This window comes from Streptomyces sp. NPDC036984 (assembly GCF_055607665.1).
In genome coordinates, this window is the sequence record NZ_JBVJRL010000006.1 from 347,401 (window position 1) to 368,636 (window position 21,236).

The following is a 21,236-nucleotide window of genomic DNA, read 5'->3' on the forward strand; positions in this document are numbered from 1 at the left end:
GCCGGCGCCTAGACGTGCGCGGGTGCCATGTGGTCCGTGAACCAGTCGCGGGCCACTTCGGTCACCCGCTCCATGGTGCCGGGTTCCTCGAAGAGGTGGGTGGCACCGGGGACGATCTCCAGCCGGCTCTCGCACCGCAGACGGGCCTGTGCCTCCCGGTTGAGCTCCAGGACCTGCGAGTCGGCGCCGCCCACGACGAGCAGGGTGGGAGCGGTCACCGCGGGCAGCCGGGGTCCGGCGAGGTCGGGCCGGCCGCCGCGGGAGACGACCGCGGCGGGCTGTGCCGAGGGTTCGGCGGCGGCCCACAGGGCGGCGGCCGCGCCGGTGCTGGCGCCGAAGTAGCCGATGGCGAGCCCCTCGACGTCCGGTTCCTCGCGCAGCCAGCGGGTGGCGTCCAGCAGCCGGCCGGCCAGCAGGCCGATGTCGAACACGTTCTCCCGGTCGCGCTCCTCCTCGTCGGTGAGCAGGTCGAACAGCAGGGTGCCGAGGCCGGCCCGGTGCAGCCCCTCGGCCACGAACCGGTTGCGCGGGCTGTGCCGGCTGCTGCCGCTGCCGTGGGCGAAGGCCACGACGCCGGTGGCTCCGTCGGGCAGGGTGAGCCGTCCGCCCAGCCGCACGGCACCGGCCGGCACCGTCACCTCCCGGTCCGTGGCCACGGCGCCCGCGGTGTGCCGGTAGTGGCTCGCGGCCCGGTGCAGACAGGCGGTGACCTCCTCGTCGCCGACCTGGGTGAAGTCGGCGTAGAACTGGCCGACCGCGGCGAAGTCCCAGGGGGTGTCCAGGCAGACCAGTTCGTCGGCGTCCCCGCCCAGTCGCCGGGCGAAGTCCTGCGGGGCCACCGGGACCGCGAGCACGATGCGGGCGGCGCCCCGGGCCCGGGCGATCCGGCAGGCGGCCCGCGCGGTGGAGCCGGTGGCCACGCCGTCGTCCACCACCAGGGCGGTCCGGCCGGCGACGGAGACGGGGGGTGCCTGGCCGCGGTAGCGGGCGGCCCGGTGCTGGAGCACCCGGCGTTCGTCCTCCTCGACCCGGGCGAGGTCGGCCTCGGTGCTGCCGGTTCCCCGCAGCACCTCCTGGTTGATCACGCGTACGCCGTCCTCGCCGATCGCCCCCATGCCCAGTTCCGGCTGGTACGGCACGCCGAGTTTGCGCACCAGGCAGACGTCGAGGGGGGCGTCGAGTGCCTCGGCGACCTCCGCGGCGACGGGCACTCCGCCGCGCGGCAGACCGAGCACCACGACGTCCTGGCCGCGCAGGTATTCCAGGCGGGCGCCGAGCCGGCGTCCCGCTTCGGTGCGGTCTCTGAAGAGCACGGTGCCGCCTCGTCATTCCCTGGGCAGCCAGAGCGGCACGGGGCCGTCGGTGTCGGCCGCTCCGGTCGCCTTCATGTCGCCGTCGGCGGCGCGCAGCAGCATGCGGCCCATGGCGATGAGCGCGCGTCCGGCGGCGAGTTCGTCGCCGATCTCCGGCATCGCCGGGTCATAGGGGTTCCGGCGGGCCTCCGCGTGGCTCTCCAGGACGTTGTCGCCGGTGTCCAGGACGATCCGGGCCGTGGTGTCCGGATCGTGCTCGGACAGGTACACGTTCAGCCGCCACTCCTTCACGGCCGGCGGCCGGCTGCTCACGGGTCGGGTCATCGTCCGTCTCGCCTCCCAGTGCCGGGGCCCGGCTCGGTGCACCGGTCCGGCACTTCCACTGTGCACCCCGCCGCAGGCGGACGCCTCCCCTGGTGCGGGCAGAATGTGGGCCATGACCTCGCGTACCTGCCCCTGTGGACTCCCCCAGCCCTACGACGCCTGTTGCGGCCGTTTCCACGCGGGCGCCGCGGGCGCGCCGACCCCGGAGCTGCTGATGCGCTCGCGGTACAGCGCGTTCGTCAAGGGGGACGCGGGGTATCTGCTGCGCACCTGGCATCCGCGGACCCGGCCCGAGCGGCTGGACCTCGACCCCCGGATGAAGTGGACGGGCCTGGAGATCCTGGACACCACCGACGGGTCGGCCTTCCACACCACGGGCACCGTGACCTTCCGCGCCTCCTACCGGGGCGGTTCGCTGCACGAGCGCAGCCGGTTCGAGCGGGTGGCCGGGGCATGGGTGTACGTGGACGGGGAGTTCCTGGACTGACGGGCCGGCCGGCGCCGGAGAGCCGGCCCCGGCCGAACTCCGGCTCGGTGTCCGGGCCGAGTGCATTCCCCGGCCGGCGAGGGGGGCACAGCACACCGGGGCACTGGAGTATCAGGGCGCCAGGACGTCCAGCTCGCGCAGGGCGCCCACCGTGATCTCCCTGGTCAGTTCCTCCGCGCGGGCCGCGTCGCCCGCACGGACCGCCTCGGCCACCCGCACGTGCAGGGTGACGGCCGCGGGGTCGGGGTCCTCGAACATGACCTCGTGATGGGTGCGGCCGGCCAGCACCTCGGCGACGACGTCGCCGAGGCGGGCGAACATCTCGTTGCCCGAGGCGGTGAGGATGACCCGGTGGAAGGCGACGTCGTGGACCAGGTACTCCTCCAGCCTGTGGCCGCGTGAGTTGGCCACCATGCCGAGCGCGCACTCGGTGAGTTCCGCGCACTGCTCGGCCGTGGCGTGCTGGGCGGTGAGGCCCGCCGCGACGGGTTCGACCGCGGAGCGCAGCACGGTGAGCGAGCGCAGCTGGTGCGGGCGGTCGGCGCCGGCCAGGCGCCAGCGGATGACCTGCGGGTCGTAGACGTTCCACTCGGCCTTGGGGCGGACCGTGACGCCCACGCGGCGGCGGGACTCGACCAGGTGCATGGACTCGAGCACGCGGACCGCCTCGCGCATCACGGAGCGTGAGACCGCGAAGTGCTGTGCCAGCTCGTCGGTCCGCAGCACGCTGCCCGGCGGGTACTCGCCCGCTGTGATCGCGGGGCCGAGGGTGTCCAGTACATGGCCGTGCAGCCCCCGGCCCGGTGTGGTCATGCACTCAGCGTACGACCTGGATCACAGAGCCAAAAAGTCAGACTTATATGTCACACGCTCTTGAATTAGTCGTACCTAATGGGTTTCAGTGTGGCGACGCCGCAGTGGCGTCGGATGTCGAGGAAGACAGCGAGGCAGTGATGCGAACCCCCCAGGTCGTCGTCGTGATGGGCGTCGCGGGGACGGGCAAGACCACGATCGGTCCCCTGCTCGCCGCGCGGCTGGGCGTCCCGTACGCCGAGGGCGACGACTTCCACCCGCAGGCCAACATCGACAAGATGTCGGCCGGGACCCCGCTCGACGACGCCGACCGGTGGCCGTGGCTGGACGCCATCGGGCACTGGGCGCACGGCCGGGCCGGACGGGGCGGGGTGGTCAGCAGTTCGGCGCTGAAGCGGTCGTACCGCGACCGGCTCCGGACCGTGGCCCCCGGGATCGTGTTCCTGCACCTCACGGGCGACCGGCAGCTGATCGAGGAGCGGATGTCGCAGCGGCAGGGTCACTTCATGCCGACCGCTCTGCTGGACTCCCAGTTCGCCGCGCTCCAGCCGCTGGAGCCGGACGAGGCGGGCGTCGCCGTGGACGTCAGCGGCAGCCCGGAGGAGATCACCGAGCGCGCCGTGCAGGCGCTGGACGCTCTTCCCGCCGCATCCGCGTAGCCCCCGAAAAAGTCCCCGTAACCGCAAGGGAACCCCCGTGACCAGACTCAGCGTCGAGATGCTGGCAGCGGACGCACCTCCGCCGATCACCTCCGCCGGACACGCCCAGCTGGGCATCGCCGTCCTGGTGGGCATCGCCGTCATCGTCCTGCTCATCACCAAGTTCAAGCTCCATGCCTTCCTGGCGCTGACCATCGGGTCACTGGCGCTAGGGGCGGTCGCCGGCGCACCGCTCGACAAGGCCATCACCAGCTTCACCACCGGGCTCGGCTCCACCGTGGCCGGCGTCGGCGTCCTGATCGCGCTCGGGGCGATCCTGGGCAAGCTGCTCGCCGACTCCGGCGGCGCCGACCAGATCGTCGACACGATCCTCGCCAAGGCCGGTGGCCGGGCGATGCCGTGGGCGATGGTGCTGATCGCCTCCGTGATCGGCCTGCCGCTGTTCTTCGAGGTCGGCATCGTGCTGCTGATCCCGGTCGTGCTGATGGTCGCCAAGCGCGGCAACTACTCCCTGATGCGCATCGGCATCCCGGCGCTCGCCGGCCTGTCCGTGATGCACGGCCTGATCCCCCCGCACCCCGGCCCGCTCGTCGCGATCGACGCGGTGGGGGCCAATCTGGGCGTGACCCTGGCGCTCGGCATCCTGGTCGCCATCCCGACGGTGATCATCGCCGGTCCGCTGTTCTCCAAGGTGGCGGCCCGCTGGGTGGACGTCCCGGCACCCGACCGGATGCTGCCGCAGCGCGCCTCACAGGCGCTGGAGCGCCGTCCGGGCTTCGCCGCGACGCTCGCCACGGTGCTGCTGCCGGTGGTGCTGATGCTGGCCAAGGCACTGGTGGACATCGTCGTCGACGACCCCGCGAACACCACCCAGCGCGTCTTCGACGTCATCGGTTCTCCGCTGGTCGCGCTGCTCGCCGCCGTGCTCGTCGGCTTCTTCACGCTGGGCCGGCCCGCCGGGTTCGGCAAGGAACGGCTCCAGCAGACGGTCGAGAAGGGCCTCATACCCATCGCCGGCATCCTGCTGATCGTCGGCGCGGGCGGCGGCTTCAAGCAGACGCTGATCGACTCCGGTGTGGGCCAGATGATCCTGGACGTCTCCAAGGACTGGTCGATCCCCGCGCTGCTGCTGGCCTGGCTGATCGCGGTGGCGATCCGGCTGGCGACCGGCTCGGCGACGGTGGCGACGGTCTCGGCGGCCGGCCTGGTCGCGCCGCTCGCGGCCGACATGTCGACCACGCACGCGGCCCTCCTCGTCCTCGCCATCGGCGCGGGCTCGCTCTTCTTCAGCCATGTCAACGACGCCGGTTTCTGGCTGGTGAAGGAGTACTTCGGGCTGAGTGTCGGGCAGACCGTCAAGACCTGGTCGGTGATGGAGACGATCATCTCGGTGGTCGCGGGCGGCCTGGTCCTGCTCCTCTCACTGATCATCTAGGGGTACGAGCTCTTCGACATCAGCGGCCGTACGGCCCTGGTCACCGGGTCCAGCCCGAGCCTCGGCCTCGCCCTGGACGGGGCTTCCCTTTTTCCTCTCGGAGGCGTAGCTTCCGGTTACCCCGCGTCGGCGCCCTTCGAGGCGCCGTCGGCCCGCCGGTCCCGGGACGGCGGGCCGCGCGGGGGCCAACTGCCGTCAGGGGCGCCACAAGGGGTGCTCCCGCTTCGCCCAGTCCTCGCTCGCCAGACCCGTCCGCAGCCCCTTACGGGCCTCCGGGTCCCCCAGGGCCATGCCGATGTGGCCTGCCAGGACCACGCCGATCGTCAGGGACAGCCAGTCGTGGACGAAGGTCGCCGAGGTGCGCCACAAAAGCGGGGTGACGTGGGTGAACCACATCATCAGACCCGTGCCGAGCATGACCAGGGTCGCACCGGCGATCCAGGCGGCGTAGATCTTCTGGCCGGCGTTGAACTTGCCGGCGGGGCGGGCGTCAGGGCGTTTGTCGCGGCGCAGGGCGGCGCGCAGCCAGACCCGGTCGTGCGGGCCGAAGCGGTTGAGGAAGCGCAGGTCGGCGCGGAAGGCGCGGGAGGCCAGGCCGAGCAGGACCGGCAGCGGCAGGACGAGGCCGGCGTACTCGTGGACGCGGACGACCAGCGCACGGCGGCCGACCAGGACCGCCAGCTGCGGGATGTAGAGGACGGCCGCGGTCAGCACGCACACGCCCATCAGCCCGGCCGTCGCGCGGTGCACCCGGCGTTCGGCCCGGGTGAAGCGCTGGACGCGGGCGCTCGGCGGGGCCGGGGTCTCAGCTCGTAGGCTCATCGGTCCGTCCGTTCGAGCGGCCGACCCAGGCGTCCACGTCGTAGCCGAGCTTCTCCCAGTAGCCGGGCTTCACCCGGTCCGTGACCGTGATGCCGGTGAGCCACTTGGCCGACTTGTAGAAGTACATGGGGGCGACATAGAGGCGGGCCGGGCCGCCGTGGTCGTGGCCGATGTTCTTGTCCTGCATGCGCAGGGCGACCAGGACGTCCGGGCGGCGGGCCTGGTCGAGGGTGAGGCTCTCGGTGTAGGTGCCGTCGAAGCAGGTGAAGCGGAGGGCCCTGGCGGAGGGGCGGACGCCGGCCGCGTCGAGCAGCCGGGAGAGGCGTACGCCCTCGAAGGGGGTGCCGGGCACCCGCCAGCCGGTGACGCACTGCACATCCCTGACCAGCCGGGTCTGCGGCAGGGCGCGCAGTTCGGCGAGGGTGTAGGCACGCGGGTGGTCGACCAGGCCGTCGATGGTGAGGCGGTAGTCCGCCGCCGTCCGGTGTGGGACGGAGGCGGCGACGGAGTAGTAACGGAAGCCGCCGCCGCCTGGCAGCAGGCCGGTCAGACCCGTCGGGTCGTCGCCCGCCACGCTGCCGAGGAAACCTTCGAGGCCCCGCTGGAGCGCGGGCGCCGCGGCCACGCCGAGGGCGCCCAGGCCGAGGGTGCCGAGGAAGACGCGGCGGCCGATCGGCCGGCCGTCCTGCTCGTGTTCCTGTGCCTCGGATCGTTCAGGGTTCACGCGTTCATTCGAGCACTCGGGGCCGCTCGGGGCCAGGGAATCGGGTCGCCGGTCAGGGTTCCGTAATGACTTCTTCCATGAGTACGTCGCGCGGAGCCGGGTCGCTCACTGCCCGAGGGCGCGGGTGCGGGCCGCGTGGAAGGCCGCCAGGGGGTCGCGGTGCACGTACGACCAGGGCGCCGGTGTGGCGTGCGCGCCGATGCGCCGGAACAGGGCGGCGGCCTCGGCCGGGCGGCCGGCACAGGACAGGGCGAACGTGAGGTGGTTGAGGTCGATGTGGCGGCGCGGGTGCTCGTCGTGCTCCCACTCCAGCCACCAGTCGAAGGAGGCGCGCAGAATGCGCCGGGCCCGGGGGCCGGACCAGTGCCCGGAGGCGGCCGGGTCGGCCGGGGTCAGGCCGGTGGCGGCGAGGACCCGGTAGCGCTCGGCGTACGCGACGACCGGCAGGACCGCCAGCGGGGAGTCGGCGGGGGCCTCGGCCGCGGCCAGCTCGGCGAGGTCGTACACCTCGTGGGCCTCGGTCCGGCCGCCCCCGGGCCGTTCGGCGAGGCGCGCGATCAGCAGGTGGTGGGCGTGGTGGTGCTCGGGGTGGCGGCGGCACAGCTCGGCGAAGACGCCGAGCAGCTCGCGCTCCGGGCCGAGGGCGCGGGCGAGCAGCATCCGGCCCAGCCAGGGAGTGGGGTCGGAGGGGGCGAGCGCGGCGGCCGTGTCGCAGACCTCGCGGGCCCGGTCGGGTTCCTCCTCGCCGCGCAGGGCGCGGTGGACCAGGGCCAGGGCCGACAGCGCGGCCGCGTCCGCGGAGCCGGGCTCGGCGGCCAGCCAGTCGCTCGCCCAGGCGGCGGCGTAGGGGTCCTGGGCGAGCACGGTGAGGCGGTGGCCGCGGCGGTCCCAGTCGTCGCCGGTGTGCACGAGCAGGGCGCGGGCGGACTGCCGGCGGCCTTGGGCCAGCGCGGCCCGGGCGGTGCGCAGTTCCGCGTCGTCGAGGGCGGCGTCGAAGGCACCGAAGTCGTCCTGGGCGGTCGCGCCGGACGGGTCCGTGAGGGCCCGGCGAGCGCCGAGCAGAGGCGGGGAAGGGGGCACCGCAAGGCTTCCTGTTTCTCGGGCTGCCATCGACCGATCACGCACAGCAAACCCTCAGCCAACGGTGGCGTCAAGCGGAACGGTGGTGTTACCGGCTTCAACTTCCGGTCCCCGCAAGGAACTTGGACCCTCAGGCGCAGGTGGGCCGGGCCACGGCCGCGTGGCTTCCGGGGATTTCCTGTGGCGTATGCCATGGCTTTCCGGGCCGTACGCCCCGGGCTTCTGTGGCGTAGGCCATGGCGCCGTGCGTTCCGGTTGCGGAGCATGGCCAGTCAACCGCCCGGTTCCGGGCACTTCCGGGGCCCGTCGCCCCGGGAGCACTGAGTCGGCCACCACCCGCCCGTGGTCCGGCCGGATGATCGAGGTACACCGCGTGTCCGTTCTGGTTCTCCTGCTCGCCGTGAGCGCGGCCTGCTGTCTGGGCTTCGGATTCGTACTCCAGCAGAACGCGGCGCAGCAGGCGCCGCTCGGCGACTTCCTCTCCTTCCGGCTGCTGCTCGACCTGGTGCGGGTGCCGCGCTGGCTGGGCGGGCTCGGGCTGATGGCGGCCGGCATGGTGCTGGGCGCGGTTGCCCTCGGCAACGGCGAGATCTCCCTGGTCGAGCCGCTGCTCGCGACCAACCTGCTGTTCGCGCTCGCCCTCTCCCGGCACCAGACAAGACAGCCGCTCGGCCGCCAGGGCTGGGCCGGTCTGCTGCTGCTCGCGGGCGGGGTGAGCGCCTTCATCATGGCGGGCGAGCCGCGCGGCGGCGCGGCCGCCGCCGATCCGCTGCGGCACTGGCTGATCATCGGCGCCGTGGTCGGCGCGGCCCTGGTCCTCACGACGTACGCCAAGCGCTCCCGGCTGAGTCGGGGCCCGGTGCTGCTGGCCCTGGCGGCCGGGCTGCTGTACGGCGTCCAGGACGCGCTGACCCGGGTCAGCGGCACCCTCTTCGCCGACGGCGGCTTCGCCGAACTGTTCACCGGCTGGCAGCCGTACGGCGTGCTGGCGTGCGGGGTCACCGGGCTCGTCCTGGTGCAGAGCGCCTTCGAGACGGCCCCGCTGCGCATGTCGCTGCCCGCGCTCACCGCGGCCGAGCCGCTCGCCGGGATTCTGTGCGGGATCGGCTTCCTCGGTGACCGGCTGCGCACCGACACCGGGGCGCTGGCCTGGGAGGCGGCCGGGCTCGCGGCCGTCGTCGCCGGCATCGTGCTGCTCGGGCTGCACCCGGCGATGCCGTGCGGCACGGCGGAGGCGGCGCCCACGGCCCGCGCTCTCCAGCGGCGCTGAGTCCGGCCTGCTCGGATACGGCGCCGGGACCGCCCCGCTCGGATACGGAGCTGACCTCGCCCTGCTCGGACACGGCGCCGAGCCCGCCCTGCTTGGATACGGGCATGAACCCTGCTGACGAGATCCTCGACATCGTCGACGAGCACGACCGGGTCGTCGCCCAATACCCGCGGGGCGAGGCATACGCCCGCGGACTGCGCCACCGCTGTGTCTTCATCCAGGCCCGGGACGCGGCCGGCCGGCTCTTCGTACACCGGCGTACGGCGACCAAGCTGGTGTTCCCCTCCCTGTACGACATGTTCGTCGGCGGGGTCGTCGGGGCGGGCGAGTCCTACGACACGGCCGCGTTGCGGGAGGCCGAGGAGGAGCTGGGCGTGACCGGACTGCCCCGGCCGGAGTACCTCTTCAAGTTCCTGTACGACGACGGCGCCGGGAACAGCTGGTGGTCGGCGGTGTACGAGGTGCGCTGCGAGCTGCCCGTGCGGCCGCAGGCCGAGGAGGTCCAGTGGCACGCCTTCCTGCCCGAGGAGGAGGTCGAGCGGCGGCTCGGCGAGTGGGAGTGGGTGCCGGACGGGCTGGCGGCGTACGAGCGGCTGCGGGCGTTCCGGGCGGGCCGCTGACCGCCCGGTAGGGTCGGCCGCGTGAGCGAATTCGTACGGAACATCCGGCTGTGGTTCGCACCGGAGCGGGTGCGGGACGAGGGCGGCACGCCCGACTACCGGTTCTCGCTGGCCAACGAGCGCACGTTTCTCGCCTGGCTGCGCACCGCGCTCGCGCTGATCGGCGGCGGATTCGCGGTGGACCAGTTCCTGCCGGACCTGCGCTGGGCATGGCGGGTCGGCCTCGCGCTCGCGCTGCTCGCCGCCGGTGTGCTCTGCTCCCTGCGCGCGGTGAACCACTGGGTGCGCTGCGAGCGGGCGATGCGGCGCGGCGAGGACCTGCCCACGTCCCGGTTCCCGGTGCTGCTCAGCCTGGTCGTGGCGGTGGTGGCCGTCGCGATGGTCGTGTTGGTGCTGGTCGGGTGGGAGGGGTGACCTCCGGTGCGGGCCGGGAGGAGCGGGGCGAGGAGGAGCCGGGCGGGGAGGACCAGGAGGACCGAGGCCGGGAGGACCGGGAGGACCGAGGCCCGGAGGACCGGGAGGACCGGGGCCCGGAGGACCGGGAGGACCGGGGCCCGGAGGACCGGGAGGACCGGGGCCCGGAGGACCAGCGCCCGGAGGGCCGGGGCCCGCAGGACCGGCGCCGGGAGGAGCGGGACCCCGGATTGCAGCCCGAGCGCACCCGGCTGGCCTGGCGGCGTACGACGCTGTCCGCCGCCGTGGTCGCCGTCCTCGCCATGAAGACGGCGCTGCACGGCGGCGCTTCGGCCCCCGGGATCCTCGCGTGCGCGCTGTGCTGCGCGCTGTGGCTGGGCTTCCTGTGGGTGGCCCACCACCGCATCCGCGCCCTGACCACAACAGCCCGCCCGCCCGCGCTCGCCCCCCGGCAGGCGACGGCGGCGGTGCTGTACGCGGTGGCGCTGGCGGCGTGCGCGACCGTGCTGGTGATGTAGGCGGCGTTCTCGTCCGCCGCTCGGGTCGATATCGGCGGTCTCGTCCGCGGCTCGGGACCAACCGCGTTCTCGTCCGCCGCTCGTGGGCCGGCGGCTGATGGGCTAGCCGGCGTTCTCGTCCGCCTCCCAGTCCACGGTGACCACGATCTTGCCGCGCGTGTGGCCCTCCTGGCTCAGCCGGTGGGCGTCCGCCGTCCGCTCCAGTGGGAACGTCTCCTGGACGTGCACGGACACGACGCCCTGATCGGCCAGCTCGGCCAGGTGCCGCAGGTCCTCGGCGTCCGGGCGGACGAAGGCGTACCGGCCGCCGTAGCCCAGCACCTCCGGGTCGGCGATCGACGCCATCCGGCCCTCCGGGGCGAGCAGGTTGGCCGAGACCTTCAGGGTGTCGCCGCCGACGGTGTCGAAGACCGCGTCCACCCCCTCGGGGGCGAGCCCGCGGACCCGTTCCGCCAGACCCTCGCCGTAGCTCACCGGCTCGCCGCCCAGGCCGCGGACGTAGTCGTGGTTGGCCTCACCGGCGGTGCCGATGACCCGGGCGCCGAGGTGGGCGGCGATCTGGACGGCGAGCGAGCCGACGCCGCCGGCCGCCGCGTGCACCAGGACGGTCTCGCCCCGCTTGACCTCCAGCGCCTTGACCAGCACCTGGTAGGCCGTGAGCCCGGCCAGCGGGAGTCCGGCGGCCGCCTCGAAGGACAGGGTGCGCGGCTTGCGGGTCAGGGTGCGCACGGGCGCTGCCACGTACTGGGCGCAGGTGCCCCGGGAGAGGAAGTCCTCGCGGACGTAGCCGATGACCTCGTCGCCGACGCCGAACTCCGTGACCGCGATACCCGGCTGGACGACCACTCCGCTGACGTCCCAGCCGGGGACCACCGGGAAGACGGCGTCCAGGACCGGGTCCAGATAGCCCTCGCGGCACTTCCAGTCGACGGGGTTGACGGCCGCCGCGCGGACCTTGACCAAGACCTGGTCGGGGCCGACCTTGGGGTCGCGCAGCTCGCCGTACTCCAGCACCTCGGGTCCGCCGTAGCGGCGGTAGCTGATGCCCTTCATGCCCTCGACCCTCCGGGGTACTCGTGCGCCACGCAACCGGGGTGCCCCGGTATGCGGCTTTCGCGTGGCAGCCTGTCCGTCGACACCATCCCGTACCCCTCGAAGGTGAGCACCATGACCGCCCTTCACCAGGAACACACCGAACACGGGACACACCGCCACGGCCCGGACTGTGGGCACAACGCCGTGCCGCACGGCGACCACCTGGACTACGTCCACGACGGCCACCTGCACCGGGAGCACGCGGGGCACTGGGACGAGTGCGAGCCGGCCGGCCACGCCGTCCACGAGGGCCATGAGCACGTCCACCACGACGAGTGCGGGCACGCCCAGGTGCCCCACGGCGACCACGTCGACTATCTGCACGACGGCCACCGGCACGCCGAGCACGGGAGCCACTGGGACGACCACTGACCTGTCGGGAGGCAGGGGCCGACGGCTCCCCGGGCAGCGCGCCGGGGAGCCGTCGGCCTATCGTGGCTCCGGTCACGTTCGGCCCGATCTTCGACGTACCCACTGGACGACATACCGACCGGTCGGCATCATGAGTCGCGTCGTATTCACCCGTTGGTAGGAGTGATGAATGAGCGCCGACCACCCGCCCGGACTCGACCTGGACCGGCTGCGCGCCCTGCTCGAGCGCGAGCGCCCCGGTCTGGTGCACGGCCCCCTGACCGGCCGGCTGATCGAGGGCGGGCGGTCGAACCTCACCTACACGCTCTCCGACGGCACCTCCCAGTGGGTCGTGCGGCGGCCGCCGCTCGGTCATGTGCTGGCCACGGCGCACGACATGAAGCGCGAACACCGGGTGATCAGCGCGCTGCACCCGACGGCCGTGCCCGTCCCCCGCCCGGTGCTGCTGTGCGAGGACGACGAGGTGCTCGGGGCGCCGCTCTACGTCATGGAGTTCGTCGAGGGCACCCCGTACCGCACCGCGGACCAGCTCGCCCCGCTGGGCCCGGAGCGCACCCGCAACGCGGTGCTCTCCCTGGTGGACACGCTGGTCGAGTTGCACGCGGTGGACCCCGCCGAGGTGGGCCTCGCCGACTTCGGCCGCCCGGAGGGCTTCCTGGACCGGCAGCTGCGCCGCTGGGGCAAGCAGCTGGACGCCTCCCGCAACCGCGAACTGCCCGGCATCGAGGAGCTGCACGCGGCCCTCGGCCGCGCCCTGCCCGCCTCCCCCGCGCCCGCCGTCGTGCACGGCGACTACCGGCTGGACAACGTCCTCATCGGCGACGACGACCGGATCAAGGCGGTCCTGGACTGGGAGATGTCGACCCTCGGCGACCCGCTCACCGACCTCGGCCTGCTGGTGATGTACAGCCGGCCGCTCGGCATGCCCGACTCCCCCGTCTCCACCACCGCCGAGGCCCCGGGGCACCCGTCCCCGCAGGAGCTGATCGAGCGGTACGCGGCGCGCTCCGGCCGGGACGTCTCGGCCGTCTCCTGGTACACGGCGTTCGCCTGGTTCAAGCTCGCCGTGATCCTCGAGGGCATCCACTACCGGTACACGCTCGGCCAGACGGTCGGCCGCGGCTTCGACCGCATCGGCGACCTCGTTCCCGTGTTCATCCACCACGGACTGACCACTCTTCAGGAAGGCTGACCGGCATGGACTTCGCGTTCGACGCGCGCACCGAGGAGCTGCGCGCCAAGCTCCTCGCCTTCATGGACGAGTACGTCTACCCGGCCGAGGCGGTCGCCGAGGAACAGCGGGCCCGGCTGGCCTCCCCGTGGGACACGCCCGCGGTGGTCGAGGAGCTGAAGGCGGAGGCGCGCCGGCAGGGCCTGTGGAACCTCTTCCTGCCCGACGCCGAGTACGGCGCCGGCCTGACCAACCTCCAGTACGCGCCGCTCGCCGAGATCACCGGCCGCTCCCCGCAACTCGCGCCCACCGCGACCAACTGCGCCGCGCCGGACACCGGGAACATGGAGGTGCTGGCGCAGTTCGCCACCGAGGAGCAGAAGAAGCAGTGGCTGGAGCCGCTGCTTGCCGGCGAGATCCGTTCGGCGTTCGCGATGACCGAGCCGGAGGTGGCGTCCTCCGACGCCACCAACATCACCACGCACATCGAGCGGGACGGCGACGAGTACGTCATCACCGGCCGCAAGTGGTACATCTCCGGGGCGATGAACCCGGACTGCACGATCTTCATCGTGATGGGCAAGACGGACCCGGACGGCTCCGACATCCGCCGCCAGCAGTCCATGGTCCTGGTTCCGCGCGACACCCCGGGCGTCACCGTCAAGCGCGCCATGCAGGTGTTCGGCTACGAGGACCACTCCCACGGCGGCCACGCCGAGGTGGTCTTCGACCACGCGCGCGTGCCGGTGTCGAACCTGATCGGCGAGGAGGGCGGCGGCTTCGCCATCGCCCAGGCCCGGCTCGGCCCCGGCCGGATCCACCACTGCATGCGGCTGATCGGCATGGCCGAGCGGGCGATCGAGCTGATGTGCCGGCGGGCCGTCTCCCGTACCGCGTTCGGCAAGGCGCTGGCCCAGCAGGGTGTGGTCCAGAACTGGATCGCCGACGCCCGGGTCACTGTCGAGCAGCTGCGGCTGCTGGTGCTGAAGACGGCCTGGCTGATGGACACCGTCGGCAACAAGGGCGCCCACACGGAGATCCAGGCCATCAAGATCGCGACTCCGCGCGCGGTGGTGGGCATCCTGGACCGCGCGATCCAGTTGCACGGCGCGGGCGGGGTGAGCCAGGACTTCCCGCTGGCCGAGCTGTACGCGAGCGCCCGCACCCTGATGCTGGCCGACGGTCCGGACGAGGTGCACCAGCGGTCGCTGGCCCGTCGGGAGCTGAAGAAGTACCTCTGAAGCACTCCGCCGGTGCGGGGGCCGGTGCGGCGGGCTGCCGCACCGGCCGCCGCCGTCCCGGGGCCCGTGCGGCGGGCTGCCGCACCGGCCGCCGCCCTGCCGGGCGCCGCGGTGCCGGCCGACGCCGACGCCGACGCCGACGCCCGATGATTCCGTGGGTCTTCATGCCCCATTGAGCGCGTGCCCGGTGTGTGGTGTCGTACCTCTACCGGGAGCGGCCACGAGGCGGCCGGTGGTGTGTCGAGGGGGAAGCGTGACCGACCTGCGGGAGGACGCCGAGTGGAGCACGGCCGCCGAGCCCGGGGTGACCCTGGAGCGATTGCTGTCGGTGGTGGGCTCCGGGGCCCTGGAACTGGACACCGCGCCCGGCGGCCTGGCCGTGGTCGTCGGCGGCGTCACCGTGCTCGACGTGCTGGTCCCCGAGATCCGGCCGCGAGAGCTGGTGCTCGCGGTCGGGGTCGCGGCCGGGTCGGCCCAGGCGGTGGACGTGCTGCGCCGGGCCGGTGCCGCCCGGGCCGCCGGGGTGGTCTTCGGCCCGGACCGCCCCGAGGGGACCAGCGGTGCCCTGCGGGCGGCCGCCCACGAGGCCGGTACGGCGGTGCTCTTCCGCACCTGGTACCGGTGGGAGGAACTGGTGGCGGTGCTGCGGGCCGGGCTCGTCGCGGCGGGCGTCCCGCCGTTACCGGCGGCCCGGGGACTGGTCCTGGGCGACCTCGACGGGCTGGCCGACGCGGTGGCCGCCCTGGTCGGCGGCTCGGTGACCATCGAGGACACCGAGTCCCGGGTGCTGGCGTACTCCTCGACGGAGGAGAACGTGGACGAGATGCGCCGGCTGACCATCCTCGGACGGCGTGTGCCCGCCTGGCGGGTGGCCGCCATGCGGGACGCCGGATTCTTCCGCGCCTTGTGGACAGCCGATGACGTGCTGCACCGGCGCGCCCAGGGGGACGACCCCGAGCGCCTGGTGTGTGCCGTCCGTGCGGGCGGCGAGGTGCTGGGGTCCGTCTGGGTGGCCGCGGTCGCGGGCCGGCCCCTGTCCCCGAACGCGGCGGAGGCCCTGCGCGCGGCCTCCCGGGCGGCCGCACCCCATCTGCTGCACCACCGCACGCGCGGTGCGGACAGCCGGCTGGTGGAGGACGCGGCGCGCGCCCTGCTGGAGGAGCGCGGCCCCGCCGAGGTACTGGCCGAACGGGCCTCGCTGCCGGCGCTGGAGCCCTGCGCCGTCCTGGCGGTGGCCGCCGGGACCGGCACCCCCGGGCAGCGGCCGGGCGACCCGTCCCGGATGTACGCCCTGCTCGCCCTGCACTGCGCGGCCTTCGGCCACCCGGTGGTGGTCGTGCCGGCGGGTGGCCGGGCCCTGGTGCTGGTGAGTGCGCTGGACCGGGACCCGGGCCGGGCGCGTGAGCAGGTGACGAAGCTCGGCACGTCGCTGACGGCCCGCTTGTCGGCGGCGACCGGCGCGCCGGTGCGGGCGGGGCTGGGCGAGGTGGTCCCTGCGCTGGCGCGGGCGGCTCGGTCGCGCCGGTCCGCCGAGCAGGCGCTGAAGGCCCTGGCGCGGACCGGGGGTACGCGCACCGTCGCCTGGGTCGAGGACGTGGCCGACACGATCGGTGTCCTCCAGATGCTCGATGCCCTGCGGAACGTCGAGCTTCCGCCGGGGACCTCGGTGGCGCGGCTGGCCGCGTTCGACGCCGAGCACGCCGGCAGCCGCCTGGTGGAGTCGCTGCGGGCCTATCTGGACCACTTCGGCGACGTGTCGGCCGCCGCGCGCAGTCTCTCGCTGCACCCCAACACCCTGCGGTACCGGCTGGGCCGGATCACCGCGGTCTCGGAGCTGGATCTCGACAGTCCGGACGCCCGGCTGCTGGCGCAGCTTCAGCTGCGCCTCGGTCTCGGGGACGCGGACCGGGGGCCCGGACCCACATCGTGAGGCCCGGCGCTTGCGCCGGTGATCGGTGCGCCCGCACCAACGCGGGGCCCGTTCTTCGTCGCCGCGCACGAAGGACGGCCCACCGGAGTCCCGTCACGCGGCCCGGGCCCTGTCGCGGGGGGTGTGCCTGTGCGGATCCGACGATGACGGCCCGCGGGCGCGGCGAGCAGCCTGGGACCACGCCCGGGACCGGCCCCGGGCGGTCGTCCCGACACCGGAAGGTTCACCATGACCACTGTGTCCCGCGCCGCCGCGCGCCGCGAACGCGTCCTCCAGGAAGCCGTGCGGCAGGGCCTGCTGGATCCGGAACAGTCCCTGCTCGCCGCCTTCGTCGACCTCGACGGCGTCGCGGCCACGGTCCAGGCCCTGCGCGAGGCGTTTCCAGGCGCGCCCGAACTGCGCGAGGTCACCCACACGTTCGCCGCGAAGGCCAACTGCCTGGTGCCCGTTCTGCGGGAACTGGAGCACCACCGGATGGGCTGCGAGGTCGCCACCGCGGGCGAGCTGGCCCGGGCGCTGGCGGCCGGGTTCCCGGCCGACCGGATCGTCTTCGACTCTCCGGCCAAGACGCGGGGCGAGCTGGAGCGGGCGCTGGAGCTGGGCGTGGCCGTCAACGCGGACAGTTTCCAGGAGCTGGAGCGGATCGCCGGGCTGCTGGCCGGCCGCGCCTGCGCGTCACGGATCGGCGTACGGCTCAACTGCCAGGTCGGAGGCGGGGCCATCGCCGCGATGAGCACCGCCACGAGCACCTCGAAGTTCGGTGTCCCGCTGACGGATCCCGGCAACCGGGAGCGGCTGCTGCGGGCGTTCGACGCGTATCCGTGGCTGACCTGGGTGCACACCCACACCGGGTCGCAGGGCTGTCCGCTGGACCTCATGGCCCGCGGGGTGGCACAGGCGGTGGAGTTCGCCGACCAGGTGTCGGCGGTGTTCGGCGAGGGCCGGGTCGAGGGCATCGACATCGGCGGTGGACTTCCCGTCAACTTCGCCGACGACGAGGTCACGCCGACGTTCGCCGACTACGTCGGGCAGTTGCGGGCCCACGCCCCGCGGCTCTTCGAGGGCAGGTACCGGGTCGTCACCGAGTTCGGCCGCTCGATCCTCGCCAAGAACGGCTTCCTGGCCGCTTACGTCGAGTACACCAAGAGCGCCGGGGGCAGGCCGATCGCCGTGACCCACGCCGGCGTCCAGATCGCCACCCGGACGGTGTTCAGCCCCGACGCCTGGCCGCTGCGGATCGAGGCGTACGACCGGGACGGCGGGGCCAAGCGGGGCAGGCCCGTTCGGCAGGACGTCGCCGGTCCCGCCTGCTTCGCCGGTGACCTGCTGGCACGCGACCGCGCGCTGCCACCGCTCCGGCCGGGTGACCTCGTCGTGGTGCCGGACACCGGCGCGTACTACTTCTCCACGCCGTTCAACTACAACAGCCTGCCGCAACCCGCCGTGCACGGGGTGCGGACGGGCCCGGACGGCCGGGTGGACTTCACGCCCATCCGGCCCGCCCAGGACCCCTGGCGGCTGACGGAGCAGGACGGTGTGCCCGTGGCGCTCCCGGAGCCGGCGGGTGTCGCGGCCGGCCGGGTTCGGTGAGGAGTGGCCCGGTGTCCCAGGACAGTCCCGAGCGGCCCGGCCGGGACGGGCCGCTCCTGACGCAGCGCGCCGCCATCGTGTTCCTGCTGGCCGCGCTGGCCGGCATCGGGGCCGCCGTCCTGGCGGCGCTGGCCGGCAGCGCGTGGCCGGTCGCGGTGAGCGCGGGCGGCACCACCGCTGCCACGGCGGTCCTGTTCTTCAGGGAGATCATCGACTAGGCCGATGCTCCACCGAGCCCGCGTCGGGGCGACAGGGCCTGCCTAGTACTGCAACGGTGTTCGTTCTGAGTGCTGGGCAGTTTTCAGGGGCTGTGTCCGCGTCGTTTGCAGTGGCTGGTGCGGGCTTGGTGCTGGCGTCTGCGGCGCCATGTCGACCAGTGCAGGATGTGGTCGGCCGAGGTGGGTCGGCGGTTGGTGAGGCGGGTGATCAGGCCTCGGATTTCGGCGAGGCTGAGGTGGATGAGCTGGGAGGATCCGTTTCTGCTTTGTCGGCGTCGAGTTGGTGGGCCCGCAGGACGGTCAGGCAGGCGTGGGCGGCCATGGCCAGGGTCATGTGGCGGTGCCAGCCGGGGTAGCGGCGGACTTGGTAGTCGTCCAGGCCGCATTCCTGTTTCGCGCTCTGGAAGCATTCCTCTACCGCCCACCTGCTGCCGGCGATGCGGATCAGCTCGTCCAGCGTGGTGCCGGCCGGTCAGTAGGCGATGTAGTAGGAGATCTGCGGCAGCCTGTCGTTGAATCGGGCGCTGATGGCCGCCGGCCTGGTCGACCGCTTGCAGGGGACGCTCTTCCCTGTCATCACCGGTCAGACCGGGCTGAACTCGATCTTCCAGGGTGCGGCCGACTTCGACCTGAGCTGGTCGAGCACCGGACGCTCGACGGTCACATCCAAGAGCTCATCTATCGGCGCACCCTCCATTGACCTGCACGGATTCGAAGACGATCTTCGGCTGGGCTGGCCGGCCGGGGCTGCTCCCGGGCGGGCGGATGCGGTCAGGTCATCGGCGGGTGCCGCGGCGTGGCGCGGAGTCGGTCAGTTACTCCCGTGGAGTAAGCCGGATCGCTTTGCCTGGATCCCGTGCGTAGCGTGCAAAGCACCGCTTGCTGCTCTGAGGAGGGCCATGCCGTGGAGACGCGTGTCGATGAGATCGCCGACGGCATCTATCGGATTTCGACGTTTTTCCCAGAAGTGGCCGAGCCCGCAGGGTTCACCTTCAACCAGTTCCTGATCAAGGCGGAGGAGCCGCTGCTCTTCCACACCGGCATGAAGCACCTGTTCCCTACTGTCTCCCAGGCCGTCAGACGGGTGGTGCCCATCGAACGGCTGCGGTGGATCGCCTTCGGGCATGTCGAGGCCGATGAATGCGGGGCCATGAACGAATTCCTGGCCGCGGCACCGCACTCCGAAGTGGCACACGGCCTGCTCGGCTGCCAGGTCTCCCTCAACGACCTCGCCGACCGTCCACCGCGTCCGATGGCACACGGCGAAGTGCTCGATCTGGGCGGCAAACAGATCCGCCGCCGGGTCCGCCACCTCAACACACCGCATGTGCCGCACGGCTGGGATTCCCGGGTCCTCTACGAGGAGACCACCGGCACGCTGCTGTGCGGCGATCTGTTTACACACGTCGGAAGCGGGCCGGCAGTCACGGAGGAGGACCTGGTCGAGCGCGCCCTCGACGCGGAGGCCGCGTTCCGCCAAACGTCCTGCCTCACCGCCGCCGTGACGACGCTGCGATCCCTCGCCGACCTCCAGCCACGCACCCTGGCAGTCATGCACGGCTCCTCGTTCCACGGCGACGGCGCCGCTGCACTGCTCGCGCTTGCCGACGGCTACGAACAGAGGTTCGGTCCAGAGCCTCAGTTCGCTACCCAGCCCAGTGTGCTCGCTGGCGAGGATGCACCTGGATATGCCCCGCGGGCGTGATGCCGGTGCGCCCGCTGATCACGCAACCGGGATGATCCGCGGCCACCAAGACCGGTGAGGGTCTTTGTGCGATCCGTGCCCGCGCTCTGCTGATCCGTCAGGTGGCTACGAGGGCGTAGTCGCTCGTGTACACCTGCCATTGGGCTTCCTCGGCGCTGTAGAGGATCTTCGTATGAGTGGAGGAGGCGTCGAGGACGACCTTGATGCCGACAGTGCTGCTGATGTGGTTGGTGGCAAGGTAGTCGCCGGAGCCGTCGCCGACCAGGGTGATCGCCGGGTCGGCTCCGGACGGGTTGACGTCGGCAGCCGGTACCGACAAGGAGAACTGGTTGCCGGTCACGGCATTGTCGTCGCCGTTGATGTGGACAAGACCGTAGAGGTCGTCGAAGCAGGTGCTGGTCCCGTCGCCGTGGACCCTGCGGAAGCCGTTGGCGGAGACCAGGTTCTCGGAACTGCCGTTCGTGCTCACCTTGAAGGCGGCCGCAGCCAGGCCGAGTTCTCCCGACGAGTGCCCTGGCGTATCGGGGTGATCACCCACGACACCCGGTGCAGTCGGACACGACCGGCGCGGCCACGTCGTTCCGCATCCAACACCCAGTTCCGGGGCGACGTGCCGGCGACGATGGAGGTCACGTACTGCGACGGTCGGCAACGCCGGCCCGGTCAGCTGGACCCCTACCAGCAGTTCAACACCGCCTTAGTACTCCAGCAGTACTTCTCCATTTTGGCTGGTCAGGGGTCTGGGAGTGGGGAGTGTAGTGGTGTGCTGGTGGAGGTGGGACGGTCTTTGCCAGTGTGTCGCCCCAACGGGTGGCCACGCCGCATGTAGTGACAGCGGCGGGCTTGTGCTTGGTGGCGGCGGTGCCAGTGTGACCACGTCATGATGTGACGGGGGTCGGCGAGACGGTGGCGGGGTCCAGTTGCCAGTAGACGGCGAATCTCGGCTGGTGTGAGGTCCACGAGGTCGGGTGTGTCCCGTTCGACGCCCCTTTTTGCCGTTCGTGGCCGGCCATCACTGCCAGGAAAGCGTGCGCGAGCATGGCGAGAGTGATGTGCCGGTACCAGCCGACATAAGGGCGGACTTCGTAGTGGTCCAGGCCGCATTCATTCTTCGCGCTCTGGAAGCACTCCTCGATCTTCCAGCGGCATCCAGCGACGCGGACCAGGTCGGCGATGGTTGCCTCCAGCGGGGTGTGGGCGAGGTAGTAGGCGATGTCGTCGGGCTTGGTGATGCTGCGCCGGGCCAGCACCCAGCGCCGACTGGTAGGCATGTCGCCGTCTGACTGGCACGCAGAGGGCAGGTGAGCGGCAGCCCAGTCGTAGTAGCGCTCGCCTTTCGCGCCGTGTCCGGCGGACAGTCGCTGCCAGGCTTCGGGCGGTGCTTGGCTGAAGAGGTGATCGATGCGCGGGCCGTCGGCCGGCTGGGATTTGGGCA

At 72.5% G+C, this 21,236-nt stretch carries 23 protein-coding genes and 2 pseudogenes; 15 read left to right on the forward strand and 10 right to left on the reverse strand.

The window, feature by feature from the left end:
- Window positions 1-8: 8 nt before the first annotated feature.
- Window positions 9-1,313, reverse strand: a complete 1,305-nt coding sequence (locus ACZ7DL_RS15100; RefSeq protein WP_470774536.1) for a phosphoribosyltransferase family protein — start codon at window positions 1,311-1,313, stop codon at window positions 9-11.
- Window positions 1,314-1,325: 12 nt separating this feature from the next.
- The gene (locus tag ACZ7DL_RS15105; RefSeq protein ID WP_470774538.1) at window positions 1,326-1,637 is read right to left on the reverse strand and encodes a dsRBD fold-containing protein; all 312 of its coding nucleotides are present in this window, start codon (window positions 1,635-1,637) and stop codon (window positions 1,326-1,328) included.
- Window positions 1,638-1,749: 112 nt separating this feature from the next.
- Here ACZ7DL_RS15105 and ACZ7DL_RS15110 point away from each other — a divergent pair, with 112 nt between their 5' ends.
- Window positions 1,750-2,124, forward strand: coding sequence for a YchJ family protein (locus ACZ7DL_RS15110; RefSeq protein ID WP_470774540.1), 375 nt, complete (start codon window positions 1,750-1,752; stop codon window positions 2,122-2,124).
- Window positions 2,125-2,235: 111 nt separating this feature from the next.
- Here the strand turns inward: ACZ7DL_RS15110 and ACZ7DL_RS15115 are convergent, their stop codons facing one another.
- A complete protein-coding gene (locus ACZ7DL_RS15115) occupies window positions 2,236-2,937 on the reverse strand; it encodes a FadR/GntR family transcriptional regulator (RefSeq protein ID WP_470774542.1) in 702 nt (233 codons plus the stop codon).
- Between the two features lie 140 nt (window positions 2,938-3,077).
- Here ACZ7DL_RS15115 and ACZ7DL_RS15120 point away from each other — a divergent pair, with 140 nt between their 5' ends.
- Together ACZ7DL_RS15120 and ACZ7DL_RS15125 are read left to right on the forward strand one after the other, a co-directional pair.
- Window positions 3,078-3,596, forward strand: coding sequence for a gluconokinase (locus ACZ7DL_RS15120; RefSeq protein WP_470774543.1), 519 nt, complete (start codon window positions 3,078-3,080; stop codon window positions 3,594-3,596).
- Between the two features lie 37 nt (window positions 3,597-3,633).
- Entirely contained in the window at window positions 3,634-5,031 is a 1,398-nt protein-coding gene (locus ACZ7DL_RS15125; protein ID WP_470774545.1) for a GntP family permease, read from the forward strand.
- Window positions 5,032-5,226: 195 nt separating this feature from the next.
- On the opposite strand, the gene ACZ7DL_RS15130 is transcribed toward ACZ7DL_RS15125, so the two are convergent.
- The 3 genes from ACZ7DL_RS15130 to ACZ7DL_RS15140 form a co-directional block, all read right to left on the reverse strand.
- Window positions 5,227-5,853, reverse strand: a complete 627-nt coding sequence (locus tag ACZ7DL_RS15130; protein WP_470774547.1) for a cytochrome b/b6 domain-containing protein — start codon at window positions 5,851-5,853, stop codon at window positions 5,227-5,229.
- Window positions 5,837-6,577 carry a molybdopterin-dependent oxidoreductase gene (locus ACZ7DL_RS15135; protein ID WP_470774549.1) on the reverse strand — a complete coding sequence of 247 codons (741 nt, stop codon included), beginning with the start codon at window positions 6,575-6,577 and terminating at the stop codon, window positions 5,837-5,839. Before ACZ7DL_RS15135 ends, ACZ7DL_RS15130 begins: the two co-directional genes overlap by 17 nt.
- A 105-nt stretch (window positions 6,578-6,682) precedes the next feature.
- Window positions 6,683-7,657, reverse strand: coding sequence for a hypothetical protein (locus ACZ7DL_RS15140; protein ID WP_470774550.1), 975 nt, complete (start codon window positions 7,655-7,657; stop codon window positions 6,683-6,685).
- A 373-nt stretch (window positions 7,658-8,030) separates the two neighbouring features.
- Here ACZ7DL_RS15140 and ACZ7DL_RS15145 point away from each other — a divergent pair, with 373 nt between their 5' ends.
- From ACZ7DL_RS15145 to ACZ7DL_RS15160, 4 genes are all read left to right on the forward strand, one after another.
- A complete protein-coding gene (locus tag ACZ7DL_RS15145) occupies window positions 8,031-8,927 on the forward strand; it encodes a DMT family transporter (RefSeq protein WP_470774552.1) in 897 nt (298 codons plus the stop codon).
- Between the two features lie 104 nt (window positions 8,928-9,031).
- Window positions 9,032-9,547, forward strand: a complete 516-nt coding sequence (locus ACZ7DL_RS15150; protein WP_470774554.1) for an NUDIX hydrolase — start codon at window positions 9,032-9,034, stop codon at window positions 9,545-9,547.
- A 21-nt stretch (window positions 9,548-9,568) separates the two neighbouring features.
- A complete protein-coding gene (locus ACZ7DL_RS15155) occupies window positions 9,569-9,961 on the forward strand; it encodes a YidH family protein (RefSeq protein ID WP_470774555.1) in 393 nt (130 codons plus the stop codon).
- A 230-nt stretch (window positions 9,962-10,191) separates the two neighbouring features.
- Window positions 10,192-10,479 carry a DUF202 domain-containing protein gene (locus ACZ7DL_RS15160; protein WP_470774584.1) on the forward strand — a complete coding sequence of 96 codons (288 nt, stop codon included), beginning with the start codon at window positions 10,192-10,194 and terminating at the stop codon, window positions 10,477-10,479.
- A gap of 102 nt (window positions 10,480-10,581) precedes the next feature.
- Here ACZ7DL_RS15160 and ACZ7DL_RS15165 read toward each other — a convergent pair whose 3' ends face one another.
- A complete protein-coding gene (locus ACZ7DL_RS15165) occupies window positions 10,582-11,532 on the reverse strand; it encodes an NADP-dependent oxidoreductase (protein WP_470774556.1) in 951 nt (316 codons plus the stop codon).
- Between the two features lie 114 nt (window positions 11,533-11,646).
- On the opposite strand from ACZ7DL_RS15165, the gene ACZ7DL_RS15170 reads away from it, so the two are divergent.
- From ACZ7DL_RS15170 to ACZ7DL_RS15195, 6 genes are all read left to right on the forward strand, one after another.
- Entirely contained in the window at window positions 11,647-11,946 is a 300-nt protein-coding gene (locus tag ACZ7DL_RS15170; RefSeq protein WP_470774557.1) for a hypothetical protein, read from the forward strand.
- 169 nt (window positions 11,947-12,115) lie between these two features.
- Window positions 12,116-13,138 carry a phosphotransferase family protein gene (locus tag ACZ7DL_RS15175; protein ID WP_470774558.1) on the forward strand — a complete coding sequence of 341 codons (1,023 nt, stop codon included), beginning with the start codon at window positions 12,116-12,118 and terminating at the stop codon, window positions 13,136-13,138.
- Window positions 13,139-13,143: 5 nt separating this feature from the next.
- Entirely contained in the window at window positions 13,144-14,358 is a 1,215-nt protein-coding gene (locus ACZ7DL_RS15180) for an acyl-CoA dehydrogenase (protein ID WP_470774559.1), read from the forward strand.
- 253 nt (window positions 14,359-14,611) lie between these two features.
- Entirely contained in the window at window positions 14,612-16,288 is a 1,677-nt protein-coding gene (locus ACZ7DL_RS15185; RefSeq protein WP_470774561.1) for a PucR family transcriptional regulator, read from the forward strand.
- Between the two features lie 228 nt (window positions 16,289-16,516).
- Window positions 16,517-17,878 (forward strand): type III PLP-dependent enzyme domain-containing protein, encoded by a 1,362-nt coding sequence (locus ACZ7DL_RS15190; protein ID WP_470774563.1) that lies wholly within the window; start codon window positions 16,517-16,519, stop codon window positions 17,876-17,878.
- A gap of 11 nt (window positions 17,879-17,889) precedes the next feature.
- Window positions 17,890-18,096, forward strand: coding sequence for a hypothetical protein (locus tag ACZ7DL_RS15195; RefSeq protein ID WP_470774564.1), 207 nt, complete (start codon window positions 17,890-17,892; stop codon window positions 18,094-18,096).
- A gap of 208 nt (window positions 18,097-18,304) precedes the next feature.
- Here ACZ7DL_RS15195 and ACZ7DL_RS15200 read toward each other — a convergent pair.
- Window positions 18,305-18,598 (reverse strand): annotated as a pseudogene (locus ACZ7DL_RS15200) (IS701 family transposase); the annotation flags it as partial.
- Here ACZ7DL_RS15200 and ACZ7DL_RS15205 point away from each other — a divergent pair.
- Window positions 18,597-18,796, forward strand: a pseudogene (locus tag ACZ7DL_RS15205) (dihydrofolate reductase family protein); the annotation flags it as partial. The pseudogenes ACZ7DL_RS15200 and ACZ7DL_RS15205 overlap by 2 nt on opposite strands.
- Before the next feature lie 204 nt (window positions 18,797-19,000).
- On the forward strand, window positions 19,001-19,801 hold the full coding sequence (locus tag ACZ7DL_RS15210) for an oxygen-binding di-iron domain-containing protein (protein ID WP_470774565.1): 801 nt from the start codon (window positions 19,001-19,003) through the stop codon (window positions 19,799-19,801).
- Between the two features lie 97 nt (window positions 19,802-19,898).
- Here ACZ7DL_RS15210 and ACZ7DL_RS15215 read toward each other — a convergent pair whose 3' ends face one another.
- The gene (locus ACZ7DL_RS15215) at window positions 19,899-20,270 is read right to left on the reverse strand and encodes a hypothetical protein (RefSeq protein ID WP_470774566.1); all 372 of its coding nucleotides are present in this window, start codon (window positions 20,268-20,270) and stop codon (window positions 19,899-19,901) included.
- A gap of 409 nt (window positions 20,271-20,679) precedes the next feature.
- Window positions 20,680-21,236: IS701 family transposase (locus ACZ7DL_RS15220; RefSeq protein WP_470774568.1), on the reverse strand; the 557-nt coding region annotated here is incomplete at its 5' end.